General features: G+C 44.0%; 9 protein-coding genes. 8 read left to right on the plus strand and 1 reads right to left on the minus strand.

Annotated elements, in window-relative coordinates:
* Nucleotides 1-87: 87 nt before the first annotated feature.
* The gene (locus BMX50_RS01120; protein ID WP_091206467.1) at nucleotides 88-3,609 is read left to right on the plus strand and encodes a nitrate reductase; all 3,522 of its coding nucleotides are present in this window, start codon (nucleotides 88-90) and stop codon (nucleotides 3,607-3,609) included.
* A complete protein-coding gene (locus BMX50_RS01125) occupies nucleotides 3,606-5,051 on the plus strand; it encodes a rubredoxin (protein ID WP_244280800.1) in 1,446 nt (481 codons plus the stop codon). Before BMX50_RS01120 ends, BMX50_RS01125 begins: the two co-directional genes overlap by 4 nt.
* A 123-nt stretch (nucleotides 5,052-5,174) precedes the next feature.
* Here BMX50_RS01125 and BMX50_RS01130 read toward each other — a convergent pair whose 3' ends face one another.
* Entirely contained in the window at nucleotides 5,175-6,152 is a 978-nt protein-coding gene (locus tag BMX50_RS01130) for a 3-keto-disaccharide hydrolase (RefSeq protein WP_091206473.1), read from the minus strand.
* 155 nt (nucleotides 6,153-6,307) lie between these two features.
* On the opposite strand from BMX50_RS01130, the gene BMX50_RS01135 reads away from it, so the two are divergent.
* The 6 genes from BMX50_RS01135 (at nucleotide 6,308) to BMX50_RS01160 (ending at nucleotide 15,428) form a co-directional block, all read left to right on the plus strand.
* Nucleotides 6,308-6,898: an RNA polymerase sigma factor gene (locus BMX50_RS01135; protein ID WP_091206478.1), complete on the plus strand. Its 591-nt coding sequence runs from the start codon at nucleotides 6,308-6,310 to the stop codon at nucleotides 6,896-6,898.
* A 70-nt stretch (nucleotides 6,899-6,968) separates the two neighbouring features.
* Entirely contained in the window at nucleotides 6,969-7,910 is a 942-nt protein-coding gene (locus BMX50_RS01140; protein WP_091206480.1) for a FecR family protein, read from the plus strand.
* 126 nt (nucleotides 7,911-8,036) lie between these two features.
* Nucleotides 8,037-11,390: a SusC/RagA family TonB-linked outer membrane protein gene (locus BMX50_RS01145; RefSeq protein WP_244280801.1), complete on the plus strand. Its 3,354-nt coding sequence runs from the start codon at nucleotides 8,037-8,039 to the stop codon at nucleotides 11,388-11,390.
* An 18-nt stretch (nucleotides 11,391-11,408) separates the two neighbouring features.
* Nucleotides 11,409-12,947 carry a RagB/SusD family nutrient uptake outer membrane protein gene (locus BMX50_RS01150; RefSeq protein ID WP_091206483.1) on the plus strand — a complete coding sequence of 513 codons (1,539 nt, stop codon included), beginning with the start codon at nucleotides 11,409-11,411 and terminating at the stop codon, nucleotides 12,945-12,947.
* Nucleotides 12,948-13,013: 66 nt separating this feature from the next.
* Nucleotides 13,014-14,066 (plus strand): metallophosphoesterase, encoded by a 1,053-nt coding sequence (locus BMX50_RS01155; protein ID WP_091206486.1) that lies wholly within the window; start codon nucleotides 13,014-13,016, stop codon nucleotides 14,064-14,066.
* 6 nt (nucleotides 14,067-14,072) lie between these two features.
* Nucleotides 14,073-15,428 (plus strand): alkaline phosphatase family protein, encoded by a 1,356-nt coding sequence (locus BMX50_RS01160; protein WP_091206488.1) that lies wholly within the window; start codon nucleotides 14,073-14,075, stop codon nucleotides 15,426-15,428.
* Nucleotides 15,429-15,468 lie beyond the last annotated feature (40 nt).

Genomic DNA, 15,468 nt, shown 5'->3' on the forward strand with positions numbered 1-15,468 from the left:
AGGCTGAAAGCAAAAAGCAATAGAAAAATAACAACATAAATATAAAAGGAGCTTTCGGCTTTCAGCCTTAAGCTTTTAGCTCGAACAATGTCTAACAAACGCCCTCAAAATACATTTAAAAGTACTTGCTGCTACTGCGGGGTTGGCTGCGGCGTGGTGATTAATAAAGAAAAAAATGGCAGTATAACGCTTGAGGGCGACAAGGACTATCCTGTAAATAAAGGGATGCTGTGCAGCAAAGGCCTTAACCTGCACTACACAGCTAATGATAAAACAGACAGGCTGCTGTACCCTCAAATGCGCTATAATAAAAGTATGCCCCTGCAAAGGGTAAGCTGGGATGATGCATTGGAGCGTACAGCAGCTATTTTTAAAACGTTCATCAATAAATACGGGCCGGATTCGGTTGCGTTTTATGCTTCAGGTCAATGTCTCACTGAAGAGTATTATGTTGTTAATAAGTTAATTAAGGGTTTTATTGGTAGTAATAATATCGATACTAATTCGCGTTTGTGCATGAGCAGCGCTGTTGCTGCCTATAAAATTGCACTGGGTGAGGATACTGTACCTGTTTGTTATGACGATATTGAACTGGCCGACTGCTTTTATGTTACGGGGGCTAACCCGGCTTGGTGTCATCCTATTTTATGGAGAAGGGTTGAGGCGCATAAAGTGGCAAACCCCGATGTGAAGATCATTGTGGTTGATCCCCGGGTTACAGATACCTGCAGCACCGCCGATTTACATCTGCAACTAAATCCGGGCACTGATATTACGCTGAATCATGCCATTGGCAGGGTATTGATAGAAAACGGTGATATCGATGTTGATTTTGTAACCAAACATGCCGACGGTTTTGAGCGGTACAGTAAATTAGTATTTGAACGTACGCTCGCCGAATCAGCCGCCATTTGTGGTGTGAGCGAAAGTGATATCCGGCTTGCAGCCACTTATATCGGCGAGGCAAAGGGCTTCATTTCCATGTGGACAATGGGCTTAAATCAAAGTTCTGTTGGCGTAAATAAAAATTTAAGCCTGCTAAACCTCAATTTAATAACCGGTCATATTGGTAAACCTGGCTCCGGACCGTTATCATTAACAGGGCAGCCTAATGCTATGGGAGGGCGCGAAGTGGGTGGGCTTGCCAACCTTTTACCAGCCCACCGTGTTCTAACTAATCCGGCAGACAGGGCAGAGGTACAGAAATTTTGGGGAGGAACGGAAATAGCTGCCAAGCCGGGCCTTACCGCAACAGAAATGTTTGAGGCCTTAAATGATGGCCGCCTCAAGGCTATCTGGATCATGTGTACTAACCCGCTAACCAGTTTACCAAACGTACGCCTGGCCGAAGAAGCCCTGAAAAAAGCAAAGTTTGTGGTAGTTCAGGAAATTAGTAATAAGCCAGAGACGCTGGCTTATGCCGATGTGATCCTGCCGGCAGCGGCCTGGGCCGAAAAAGAGGGGACTATGACCAATTCTGAAAGGCGCATCAGTTATCTGAGTAAGGTGCTCGACCCTCCGGGAGAGGCTATGCCTGATAGCGAGATCATTTGTCGCTTTGCAAAAAAAATGGGGTACAAAGGCTTCGATTTTAAAAACGCTGCAGAAATCTATGCCGAGCACGCTAAACTCACGGGTAAAACCAATATTGATATCAGCGGGCTCACCCACGATACTATCATACTGCAACGCTCAATACAATGGCCTTATAAAAAGCGTAATGCAGCAGTAGGTACGCCACGTTTGTTTACCGACAAGCAATTTTATACAACAACCGGCAACGCGCAGATCAGTGCTGTACCTGACGCCCATACCAGCGAAACTACTGACAGTGATTATCCTTTTATCCTTACCACCGGCCGTATTCGTGATCAGTGGCATACCATGAGCAAAACAGGTAAGGTTAATAAGCTTAATCAGCATATTAAAGAGTCGTTTGTTGAAATTAATCCAATTGATGCTGCTGCTTTGGAAATCAAAGAGGGCGATGTTACTATTATAACATCACGAAGGGGAGAAGCAAGGGTAAAAGCACGCCTTACCGAACAGATAAAACAAGGGGTTATTTTTGTACCGATGCATTGGGGCAAGATCCTGAATAACGACCTGCACCGCATTAACAACGTTACCAATGATGCGCTCGACCCGATATCAAAGGAACCGGATTTTAAGTATTGTGCGGTAAAGATTGAAAAATATAAAAAGCCTTTTCAAAGAATCGTAGTTGTTGGCGCAGGCGCAGGTGCGCATGGTTTTGTCCGGTCATACCGGGAGTTGAACAAAGATGATGAGATCATCATTTTCAGTAAAGAAGATCATCCTTTTTACAATCGCGTAATGCTACCCGATTATATCAGCGGCGAACAACGCTGGGAGCAGTTGGTAAAAATGACCGATGAAGAGGAACCTGAACTTAAAATAAGGCTACTACGTGGTGTAAGCGTTGAGAAAATAGACCGTGCCAATAAATATGTGCTGGATAGCCGTGGTGTAAAAACGTACTATGATGTATTATTGCTGGCTACCGGTAGCCGGGCAGCAATTCCTAAAAACGTGCCATCCCTGCCGGGTATTTTCAGCATGCGTAGCCGCAACGATGCCGATAATTTCAAAAAGCACGTACCTAAAAACGGTCATGTGGTTATTGTTGGTGGTGGTTTATTAGGATTGGAGATGGCCGCCTCTTTACGCGAAATAGGGATTACCATCACTATTATTCAACGTACATCAAGGTTTTTGAACCGGCAGCTGGATGAACTTGGCAGCCGACTATTACACGAAGAAATGGTTGACCAGGGCTGCGACATCTTTTATGACGATGAGGTGCAGTTGTTTTATGGCCGCAGCAGACTTACCGGTATCGGCTTAAAAAGCGGGCGAAAAATTGATTGTGATGCCATGATCCTGGCAATCGGTACCACGCCAAATCTTGAAATAGCAAAAGATTGCGGCCTTGAAATTAAACGCGGTGTAATTGTAAATGAACGCTTGATTACCAGCGATCCGAACATATATGCCATTGGCGAAATAGCGGAGTTTAACGGTACTTTATACGGTATAACTGCCGCAGCAGAACAGCAGGCAGCTGTAGTTGCAGGTTATATGAATGGCGATATCGCCAGTTACTACAAGGGTAGCCTGTTTATGAATATCATCAAAATTCATGGTTTTGATTTGTGCAGCATAGGTTTATCTGACTGCCCGAATGATAAAGATTATGAAGAGATTGTGTTTATAGATAAGGCCAAACGCTACTATAAAAAATGCATCATTCACCAGGACAGATTGGTAGGCACCATTTTAATTGGCGATAAAGGCGAGTTCCAGGAGTTTAGGGAGCTGATAGCCAATAGAACCGAACTAAGCGATAAGCGCCTCAAATTACTTCGCAGTGGTAAAACGGCTGAGCCTGTTTTGGGTAAACTGGTTTGCAGCTGTAACAACGTTGGCGCCGATAATATCCGCAATAAGGTAAAAAGTGGCTGCACCCAGCTGGCTGATGTTTGCAGCCAGACAGGAGCCGGAACAGGCTGTGGCTCATGCCGGCCCGAAGTAAAGCGACTGCTTGAAGAAGTACTTGAACAAACAATTATTAAAAGCTTGATATGATGGAAAATAAGCAACTGATTAAGATTAATCTTCCAGGAGGTGTAGCATCTGCCGGTGATTTTTACGAGATGCTCATCATTGCGCAAAATGCAGGTGCCAAACAGGTGCGCTTTGGAAACCGGCAGCAGCTTTATTTTGAAGTAGAGGAAACGCAGCTGGAGGATCTGGAGTTTGATATGTTAGGTGCGGGTATCGATCATGAAATTAATGAAGATGTTTATCCCAATATCACCAGCTCATACATTGCCGATGGTATATTTAACCAGGAGAACTGGCTCAAAGAGGGTGTTTATAAAGACATTTTCGATCTGTTTGATTATCAGCCTGAACTAAAAATAAACCTGGTTGACAGTAATCAGACTTTTGCTCCGTTTTTTACCGGAAACCTCAACTTTATTTCTTCGCCGGTAAGTAATTACTGGTACCTGTATATCAGGTTTCCAAAAACCAATATCCTGTATTGCTGGCCTGTGCTGGTTTATTCTGACGATATTCCTGCTATGGGCAAAGCAATTCAGCAGGTGATATTTGCCAACAAGAAGCTGTTTTACGATCAGGTTGAAATCAATCCGGAAGAGCTTTATCAATTAGTTACTGCCGGTTACCAGTTTGTAATTCAGGAAATTGATCAGCCTTTGGCTATCCCAGAGTTTCAGTTGCCTTATTACGAGGGCTTTAACAAACAGGGGAATAAATATTGGCTGGGTATTTACAGGCGTCACGAACTTTTTGATATTGAGTTTTTGAAAGAGATCTGTAACCTGTGCATGCAAACAAGGGTTGGGCAATTATACATCAGTCCATGGAAATCTCTGCTCATCAAAAACATTGAGGCAAAACAGAGACCATTATGGGGAAATTTGCTTAATAAATACCGGGTAAACATCAGGCACGCTTCAAACGAGCTTAACTGGCAGGTTGAAGACCTTTGCAGCCCCTGCCTTGAGCTTAAACAGCAATTGGTAAGTGAATTTGAGGAAGCCGATTTGCGGACTTATGGCCTTAGCTTTGCTATTAAGCGATCTCCTAAATCGGGGATTTACGGTTCTGTTATGATTCGCGCGCGAATACCTGATGAATACGAAATTGTGCATACCCGTGATTTTAACCACAACACCCGCGAGTTTGTGATATACAAACAGGGCGTTACAAAGGCAGATTTAACGAAGTACCTGATAGCACTTTGCGATTTGTTTTATGAACAGCAAATCAACAACCAATTGCCTTTGCAGGTAAATAAAGCTAACAATGACGTTAAATCGTCTGCTCAAAAAACTGTTCATCAATGTAAAAGCTGCTTTACCATTTATGACGAGTTGTATGGGGATATGTTTAATGAAATAGAGCCAGGGGTGCCTTTTCAAAACTTAGGCGACTACGAATGCCCTACCTGTGGCGCGGCCAAGGAAAACTTTGCAGAACTGATATATCAGGTTGCTTAATTAGCCTCACCCAAACCCTCTCCAAAGGAGAGGGCTTAAAGAAAGGTGCTTTCAAGTCTCCTCCAAAGGGGGAGATTTAGAGGGGATAATTGGTTAATACCGGCAATGACGATTTTTATTAATTTACTTTGCCGGGGTAATAATAATGTTCCGGTAGTCTATAGGCCCATGATCTCCCTGGATCAGCAATGGCCCTGGTTCACCTTCTTTGCTGTCAATAGCCCCGCCGGTAATGCCCGGAATCTCCTGTTGGCATATCACCATAGTGCCATTGGCTACAATGGTAACTAAGCGCCCTACCAGTGTAATATCGTATGACTGCCATTCTCCGGCATCTTTTGCCATCATTTTGTTAGGCGGCAGGAAGCCATAAATGGCACTGAACTGGTTATTAATAGGTTCCGGCTCGCCGGTTTTGGTGTCAATTACCTGTACTTCATATCGGCCTCGCAGGTAAACACCACTGTTGCTGCCTTTTTGATAGCGAAATTCGATATGCAGTTTAAAGTCGCTGAATTTTTGATCGGTAATAAGGTTTGCGCCCGAGTGTTTACTCCTCAAAATGCCGGACTCAACTACCCATTGGTTTTTGCCATCGGTGTGCCAGCCTTTAGTATCTTTACCATTAAACAGCTTAACAGGCTTGCCCCAAACCGGTGGCTTGGCCCTGATCATTAATGGCGCCCTGACTCCCGTGAAATGGTAGGTAACCCCATCTGTATATACCATAGTCCCGGTTAGTTCTTCGCCTTTAAGCTCAAACTCAAAATCCATATTGCGATTTCCTTCTTCCCATTGTGGAGGAATGGAAAAGCTGTATTTACCATCATGAGGTTTAACTTCTGATATAGGGCGCGCACTCCCAAAGGCGTAGGTAAAACGACCTATCAGCGTGTGAGTTCCCGATTTTTGAACTTCCAGCCAGGATGGAAGGCTTTTGCCGCCTTTATCAATTGTAATATCCCAACGCCCGATAACCGCAGGATCTTTTGCCTGTTGAGCCCTGGCTCCTGAAATTATCAAAAACAGCAATCCAGCAATAAGCTGTATGCGGATAAGTCTGTTAATTAGGTTCTTGTTAGTGGTAGTTTGGTTTCTCATAATATTTAAATCTACAAACTAACATTCAATATTTAATTAAACGGGCGATTTTTTGGTTGGAGGTATTCTTTCAAAATGGAGTTAAGGTAATTGTATGAGAATTATTTTCTTAAAGTTTAGTTAACATTAGTAGTGTAGGTTTGTGGCACCCAATCATGGAAATTGCCGACTCTATTTTACTTTCGCGGATCAGGGAGGACGATCATTCGGCTTTCGACCTGTTGTTTGAACGTTATTGGGAGCGATCATACCGGGCCGCCAAAGCCAGGCTTGATGACGAAGCGCAGGCTCAGGATCTTGTGCAGGAAATTTTTATTAAACTCTGGCAACGCAGACAATCCTTAGCCATTCAAACCAGTTTTGAGCAATATTTACTAAGTGCGGTACGCTTAAGCGTGATCAGTTATTTCAGATCGCAAAAGGTTACTCACGTACGCCTTGAGGATGCACTGCAACGGGTGGAGTTGCTTGAAAATTCCATCCATGACCATGCAGGCTATCTTGAGCTGGAGCAAACGCTTGAACAGGCTGTTAAACACATGCCCGAAATGCTGCAAAAAGTTTACCAGCTACGTAGTGAAAACCATTCAGTAAAAGCTATTGCCAGCGAATTGGGATTGGCAGAGCAAACAGTAAAAAATTATATCTCCGAAGTATTGCGCAGGCTGCGTATCGTCATCTCCGAAAAACACCCTGAACAAAGCGCAGCTTACTTAGCACTGATATTGTTTGTGCTTTACAATTAATTAACAAAATGTTGATGTAAATTATAAGTACCTCCGGGGGCTTTTAACGACTTACTGTTGAAAACCCACTATGGAGCTACGTAAATTTATAAAACAACTTGGCCGGTATCAGAAAGGCAGTACCAATGAAACCGAAAAAGCCATAATTGAAGCCTGGTATGATTCATATGAGGCCGGGGGCGAAAAACAGTTATCTGTGAATGAACGCGAGCGTGTCAGAAATTCTATGCACTCGAAGATCAGCGGTTCCATCAACAAACCTGTACGGTCGATGTGGTTCGGTTATGGTATTGCAGCAAGTATTTTATTGTTATGCTCCTCAGCTGCCCTGGTATATTTTCTGACAAAGCCTCTATCCATTGTTCCCGAAACCTATACCACTTTAAGTACACTTAACGGCGAGATCAGGAAAGTAACACTTCCCGACAGTTCGGTTGTTTGGATCAATGCCCAAAGCCAGATCCGGGTGCCTTCTAATTTTGATAAAACTATACGGCAGGTTTACCTCGATGAAGGCGAAGCTTTTTTTGAAGTAAAGCATAATATTCACAAGCCATTCAGAGTCATCACTGCTCCCTTGCAGGTTCAGGTTTTGGGAACCTCGTTCAACATCAATGCATATCATAGTCTGTCTCATGTTAAAATCACGGTTGTTACCGGTAAGGTAGGGGTAAGTAAAGGAACAAAGTTGCTCTCATTTCTTACTCCGGGACAGGAACTCAGCTATTTGACTGACAAAGGAACCTTTGAACAGAAAAAAGTGGATGCGGGTCAAAGTCAGAGCTGGAAAGATGGTGACACTTATTTAAACCGGGTAAAGTTTGAGGAGTTGGCGTTAGTTTTCAAAAACCTTTATGGCCTCACGTTAAAAGCAGGTAACAAAAGGGTACATGATTACTTATTCACTTTACGTATTAAACGTAACACACCAGCCACAGAAACGCTGAAACTCATCAGCGCAATCCACAACGCACATTTCAGAAAGGAGGGTACCAACATAATTATTTATTAGCCCTTTTTAAAAAAGAAACCGGTCCCTGTTTCAGCAGGAGCCGGCTTTAATTTCAGCAGGTGAAGGTTTGCCGACCCCAGCCTGCAATGCTCAGCAAAATTTGACTATTACAAAGCAATCAAAAATATGAATTTCCATACACAGTTATGCAGACAGTTTATGCGTATCTCTTTTTTACTAATTTCCATATCAATAACCATCGGCCTGGTATCAGTAAAGGCGACAGAGTTAGCCGCCCAGGGTGTTAATACCCGGCTTGATATCACCATCGGGAACGAAGACCTTTCGTCAGTTATTAAAAAGCTGGAACAAAAGGCCAACGTTGCTTTTGCCTATGACGAGGTGTTTTTAAAACTTGCCGATAAGCATACCAATGCTGCGAGCTATCAAAACGAAAGCCTGAAAAATATCCTTACAGCCTTGTTAAAAGGGCAGGAGATAGGCTTTAAGGAACAAGCCGGTAATATTATACTTTACAGGCAGTTTACCGGGCGCATAAGCGGGAGGATAACAGATGAAAGCGGGCAGCCCCTGCCTGGTGCATCAGTAAGTATAGTTGGTACTTCTTTTGGAATGATGACCGACGCCGATGGCAAATACAATATCAGTCTGCCCGAAGGTACTTATACTGTGGCCGCTTCATTTGTAGGCTATACCCGTGTTGAATCGGCCAACGTCACGATAAATGGTAATCAGGTAACTACTTTAAATATCCGCCTTGTGGCCGGCAACCAGTTAAAAGAAGTAACTGTGAGTTATGGTAAGCAACGTATAAAAGAGGTTACAGGTTCGCTTACACAGGTTGACGCAGCACCGCTTCAGGACATGCCCGTAATGCAGTTCGCTCAACAATTACAGGGTAAAGCCGCCGGTGTTCAAATTGCACAAAGCAGCGGGCAGCCGGGCCGTGGGGTAGAGTTCAGGATCAGGGGAGCGGCTTCCTTTTACGCCAGCAACCAGCCCTTAGTAGTGATAGATGGAACTCCTGTTACCGGCAGCATCAATAACATGAACCCTGCCGAAATCGAAAGCTTCAGTATTTTGAAAGATGCTTCGGCTACGGCGCTTTATGGCTCACGTGCAGCAAATGGCGTAATCCTGATCACTACCAAGCATGCTAAACCGGGCGATGCGCAGATTGAATTTAATGCTAACTACGGTGTGCAGAAAATACCGGGTGAGCGCGTTCCTAAAATGATGGATGCGCGTGGCTTCGCCCAGTATATGAATGAAAAATTTGCCGACAGCCGTCAATATGAGCCTGGCTATACAACAGCCACCCCAGCCGATTATTTAAACCCCGAACAATATGGTGAAGGTACCAATTGGTATAAACTGCTTACCCGTACCGCTCCAATTCAAAGTTATGATATCACCATCCGCAGTGCGCGAGAAAAATCAAGTTCGACAGTTATGGCTGGTTACCAGGAACAACAGGGCGTACTGATCAATACCGGCACTAAATTGTTTTCATTGCGTATTAATCAGGACCTTTCCTTAAGCAATAATAAATTAAAAATAGGCTTTAACCTTGCGCCAAGCTATCGCCTTGACCACAATAACCGTTTAGGGACTGATGGTGTGGGTGGTTTGTTTGAACGAATTTTCGAAGCAAGCCCTTTAAAATCGCCTTATAACGCAGATGGCAGCTATAACCGCGATACTTACTCGCCGGGTATGGTGGCTTATATAAATCCACTGGCTCAATTCAACCTTACTAATGATGATTACAAAACAACCCGGATACTCGCTAACGGTTATTTAAACTATGAGTTTTTAACCGGTTTGAGCATTAAAACAAATGTGGCGATAGATAAAGGCGGCGAAACACGCCAATATTTCCAGTCGGGTGTGGTTACTTCAACAATAGGTCAGGCCACTGGTACAAACAGTTCGGTAGATAACGGATCGTATACTGCGGAGGCTAACCTTGTTTACCGTAAATCGTTTGGCGATCATAACTTTGAGGCCCTAGCTGGCTATTCTGCTCAAAAATATAGTGGCACCAATAATACGCTAACCGGTTTAGGTTATCCGAGCGATGATATCTCATATTTAACAGCCGCCACCAGCTTATCAGCAGGCAATAGCACTTATACAGCCTATTCCCTTTTATCAACTATTGGCCGCTTAAACTATAATTACAAAGGCAAGTACTTATTGCAAGGCGCAATTCGCCGTGATGGCTCCTCTCGTTTCGGCTCCAATCAGAGCTATGGCAATTTCCCATCGGTATCTGCGGGTTGGGTAGTAAGCGATGAAAAGTTTATGGATCGTTTCAGCTTTCTTAATCTCATGAAGATCCGCGCAAGTTACGGCGTAACTGGTAATAACTTCTTCCCGGGTTACTACGACGCACAGGCAACCATCGGGAAATATTACTATGAATTTGGCGGCGCAGCTGTAGCAGGCCAAACCATTAACCGGTTAGCTAATGATGATCTGCGCTGGGAACGCAATAAACAGTTTGATCTTGGTTTTGATCTCTCGCTATTCAATAACCGTTTGAATTTTACTTACGATTACTACCACAAAATATCCGACGGGCTTATCATGCAGCGCCCAATACCAAAAGCCTCTGGCTTTACCAGTATCCTGGATAACGTAGGTGCGATTGAATTATGGGGGCATGAGTTTACCGTTAACTCAAATAACCTTACGGGTAAATTAAAATGGACAACCAACCTGAATGTGTCCTTTGACCGTAACATGATCAAAAACCTGGTTTCTCCGGGCTATATCCGCCGTAATAATACCGTTTCGTCTGATTATTTCCGCCAGCAGGAGGGACACCACCTTGGCGAGTTTTATGGCTTCGTGTTTTTAGGATTGTATAAGGATGCTAATGATCTGGCTAACTCGGCCAAATATGGCAGTGCCTCAGATGTGGGTACTATCAAAGTTAAAGACATTAATGGCGATGGCGTTATTGATGATGTAAACGACCGTACCTTTATTGGCGACCCTACGCCAACCTTTACTGGCGGCCTCACCAATAATTTTGTTTATAAAAATTGGGACCTAAACATACATATGTCCTTTTCAGTAGGCGGTAAAATATTAAATGCTGCTAAATGGGCCTATCAAACCAATCTGGATGGTTCACGCGTGATGCTTGCGGCCGCAGCTGATCGCTGGCGATCGCCGGAAAATCCGGGTTCGGGCGTTTACCCGCGTACCAAAACGGGAACTACGGCGATGGGAAGACAAGTTAACTCGCAATGGGTTGAAGATGGCTCGTACTTAACTGCAAAAAATATCTCATTGGGTTATCGCTTTAACCTGGGCGAAAAGTTTTTGGTGCGAAGCCTGAGGGTATATACATCTGTTCAGCAAGCTTTTGTACTTACCAAATATTCGGGTATGAACCCTGAGATCAACTTCGCCGGGCTTGATCCTACACTGGGTATTGGCGTTGATGAAAATGCATACCCAATCCCACGCACCTTTTCATTTGGTGCTTCAGCAACTTTTAAATAATCTCCCAAAGACCATCGTATGAAAAAGACATATATCATCCTTGCTTTAACAGCGTTTACCGCTGCTTCGTGCAAAAAAGACTTTATTGATCTTACGCCCAAGGATTCCTATACCGACGCTACATTTTATAAAACCGTTGATCAGTTTAAACAGGCCGATATTGCAGCATATGCACCATTGCGTGATGTTTTGGTAAACGATTATTTTACTTCAGAAATGCGCTCGGATAATACTATTTATCAGCCCTATCCCAGCAATCGTGGTACTGCGTACTTATATCGCGAAAGCATTTCAAACTTTACAAACACATCTACCAACGATTACGTGAACGCTGTTTGGCAGCATTGTTATACAGGTATCTCGCGTACCAATATCGTTATTGAACGGTTAAAAACAACAGATTTTGATGCTGCTACCAAAGCCCCTATTGATGGACAGGCCAAGTTTTTAAGGGCTCTTTATTATTTTAAGCTGGTTAGGTTATTTGGTGGCGTGCCTTTATTTTTAAAGGAAGTAACCAAGACAGAAGAAGCCTTTTTGCCACGCTCGGCAGCAGATGCGGTATATACCCAGATCATTGCCGATGCAAAAGATGCTATAAGTGAATTAAGCGCTCCCTCGAAATTTCCGCAAACAGGAGAGGCTACCAAAGGATCGGCAACGATGCTGCTGGCCGAAGTTTACGCCACTCAAAAAAAATGGGCTGATGCTGAAACCCAGCTAAACACGCTTTCGGCTATGGGGTATGGATTAAACGCCAATTACGCAGATGCCTTTACTCCCGGAAATAAAAATAACAAGGAATCGATATTTGATATCCAGTTTTTGGAAGGGATAGTTTTGGGTACCACACCAAATCCGTTGCCGTTTCATTTTTTACCACGGAGTACCAATACCTCCATCATCACGGGCATCAACATCAATAACAGCTCAACCGGTGGCTGGAATACGCCCACACAAGATCTGATAAATACCTATGAGCCAAACGATAAGCGCCTGGATGCCTCCATTGGAATTGTTGAAGGTACTTATAATGCCAGCGACTTGTTTGTTTATTCGGCTAATAAAAGTGTAATTGGTTATACACCGGCGGCAGGTAAAATGGGTGTGCCTTATATAAAGAAATATGAGCATCCGCCACTCATTGCGGTTACCGGCTCAAGCGATAACTTTCCTATCTACCGATATTCCGATGCATTGTTGCTTTTAGCGGAGGCACAGAATGAGCAGGGTAAATCGCCTTTAACGGCATTGAACACAGTGAGGTCAAGAGCAGGATTACCGGCTACAACAACTGCCGACCAGGCAGTTCTACGAGATATCATTGCCCACGAACGACGGGTTGAACTGGCCTTTGAAAATCACCGCTGGAATGATCTCGTACGCACCGGCAAAGCTGTCAACGTGATGAACGCATTTGGCGCTGTGCTAAAAACACAGGTAAACTACCTTACACCAGATACTTACAACCTAACAGCCAATAAATTGCTGTACCCGATCCCGCAGCCCGAAATTGATTTAAATCCGGGTCAAATGACTCAAAACCCCGGTTATTGATTTACTATCCCTGCCTTCAGGTTGTTGAAGGCAGGGATATGGTTTAACGCTTCAAACTAAAAATTCATGTTACTGAAATACAGAAATGCATTATCAGCAGGGCTCTGCTTTGGCTCATTATTGCTGAATCACAATGCACAATCAAAAGGCTTATTGCCATTAACGGATACTGTTTTAAATGCTCCCGGACCGGCTGCAGTAGTTAAACCCGGCGATTTTTCAATTGCCGTCATCCCCGATTCGCAATACTACCTGGCCCAGGCGCAACTGGGTGGAACTTTTGATATGTTCAAAGCCCAGATTGACTGGATCCAAAAGAACCAGGTTAAAGAAAATATAGCTTACGTAGCGCACATGGGCGATATTACCGAACATGGCGATAACCCGGTTACAGCAAACAGCGAATGGTACCTTGCTAAAACCGCACTTTATGGCCTTGAAAATCCTGTTAGTATCCCTTATGGCCTGACAGTTGGCAATCACGACCAGTTTCCGGCACAGCATCCAGTTACAGGCACTACCAACGGCTATAACCAATATTTTGGCGTAAAACACTTTGAGGGCCGCTCGTACTACGGCGGTCATTACGGCAACAATAATGACAGCCATTATGACTTGTTCACTGCGGGCGGTGTTGATTTTATTGTAATGTTCCTTGAGTTTGATGCTTTTAATGAAGATCAGGCAGGGCTGTATAGCTGGGCTAACCAAATTTTAAGCAAAAACGCTTCCCGTAAAGCAATTGTAATAAGCCACTCCATTTTGCACTTTAATCCGGTAACAGGTTCCAATACACCGCAAGCGCCGTTTAACGCACAGGGCAAGGCTATCTACGAAAACCTTAAAAACAATACCAATTTGTTTATGATGCTTTGCGGGCATGTGGGCGATAATGGGGAAGGGTACCGCGTTGAAACCTATAACGGCCATACAATTAAAGCATTCTTGAACAACTATCAAAGCAGGCCCAACGGCGGTAATGGGCTAATGCGCTTATACAAATTTTCGGTTAAGGATAATGAGCTGTCGGTGAAAACTTTTTCGCCGTATGCCAAAACATATGAAACTGATGCCGACAGCCAGTTTACCGTCCCTTTATTTGATAATCCAGTAAAATAAGCCGCTATGAAGATCTTTTTTAAAACGCTGGCAATTATTGCCTTAACAAGTTTCCATGCCCTGGCACAAAGGCCTAAACATGTTGTGATCATCAGTATTGATGGCTTCCGTCCCGAATTTTACAAAGACCCGTCATGGGGAGCTTTTAATTTACAGCAAATTGCAGCAAAAGGCATTTATGCGGATGCCGTACGTGGAATATTGCCAACGGTAACTTATCCATCACATACCACAATAATTACAGGTAAGTTCCCGGCCAAGCATGGCATTTATTATAACGATCCGTTTGAAACGACAGAGCAGGCCGGTGAGCTTCGTTATACCGATGCCCGCCGCATTAAAACCGAAACCTTGTGGGATGCAGCACATAAAAAAGGCTTGACAACAGCATCGGTGCTTTGGCCGGTATCCGTAAATGCTCCGGTTGATTATAATATGCCCGATGCCGCACGGAATACCAAACTGGCAGATCCGCTTCAGCCTTTCAGGAGGTGGTCGACACCCGCCGGGCTGTTTGAGGAAATGGAGCAGAACGCCACCGGGCACCTATATAACGCCGACCTTGATGGCGCACTGAATACCGATGATAATCTTGCCCGTATGGCAGCTTATCTTATAGAAAAGCATAAACCCAACCTCATTACGGTTCATTTGGTTTGTGTTGATCATATGGCCCATGGTGAAGGCAGATTAGGGCCCGACGTAAAAAGGGCTGTGCTTGGTGTTGACCATAATATAGGGCGCATTATAGAAGCTACACAAAGGGCCGGGATACAGGATAGTACTGCTTATCTCATTGTAGGCGATCACGGATTTGTGAATATCCATACGCAGCTGGCACCCAATGTTTGGCTGGCCGGTGCAGGTTTGGTAGGCAAGAAACTGCAAAATGCCGATTGGAAAGCTCAATTTTTTCAGCAGGGTGGTACAGCGTTTTTATATGTAAAGGATAATGACGTAAAGACACTTAAAACAGTTCGTTGGCTATTAGACGCAGTACCCACAGCACAGAAAAAGCTATATCGCATTATTGAAAGACCTGAATTGGATAAATGGGGCGTTGACCCTAAAGTAACACTTGCTTTGGCTACCATCCCCGGTGTATCATTTATAAATGCTACCGAAGGGAATCCTGTTAAACCGGGCAATGGCGGTACCCATGGGCATTATCCCAACTTCCCGGAGATCAGCACCGGATTTTTGGCTTATGGCGTTGGTCTGGCTAAAGAAAAGATCATCCATGAAATGGGACTTGAAGATATCGCACCCATAGTTAACGAACTCCTCGGCCTCGATATGAAGGATTTTGACGGCGTGCTTTATCCCGGGCTTTTATCTCCCGCCGAAAAGAAAGTCAATTGATCAGTCATCTCGTATTATAAATCTTATAAAATACATCAAC

Source organism: Mucilaginibacter gossypiicola, assembly GCF_900110105.1.
Taxonomy (GTDB): Bacteria; Bacteroidota; Bacteroidia; order Sphingobacteriales; family Sphingobacteriaceae; genus Mucilaginibacter; species Mucilaginibacter gossypiicola.

Bases quoted from the DNA above. Each gene is read 5' to 3' on its own strand.
- BMX50_RS01120 (WP_091206467.1), top strand. From the start codon at position 88: ATGTCTAACAAACGCCCTCAAAATACATTTAAAAGTACTTGCTGCTAC.
- BMX50_RS01125 (WP_244280800.1), top strand. From the start codon at position 3,606: ATGATGGAAAATAAGCAACTGATTAAGATTAATCTTCCAGGAGGTGTA.
- BMX50_RS01130 (WP_091206473.1), bottom strand. From the start codon at position 6,152: ATGAGAAACCAAACTACCACTAACAAGAACCTAATTAACAGACTTATC.
- BMX50_RS01135 (WP_091206478.1), top strand. From the start codon at position 6,308: ATGGAAATTGCCGACTCTATTTTACTTTCGCGGATCAGGGAGGACGAT.
- BMX50_RS01140 (WP_091206480.1), top strand. From the start codon at position 6,969: ATGGAGCTACGTAAATTTATAAAACAACTTGGCCGGTATCAGAAAGGC.
- BMX50_RS01145 (WP_244280801.1), top strand. From the start codon at position 8,037: ATGAATTTCCATACACAGTTATGCAGACAGTTTATGCGTATCTCTTTT.
- BMX50_RS01150 (WP_091206483.1), top strand. From the start codon at position 11,409: ATGAAAAAGACATATATCATCCTTGCTTTAACAGCGTTTACCGCTGCT.
- BMX50_RS01155 (WP_091206486.1), top strand. From the start codon at position 13,014: ATGTTACTGAAATACAGAAATGCATTATCAGCAGGGCTCTGCTTTGGC.
- BMX50_RS01160 (WP_091206488.1), top strand. From the start codon at position 14,073: ATGAAGATCTTTTTTAAAACGCTGGCAATTATTGCCTTAACAAGTTTC.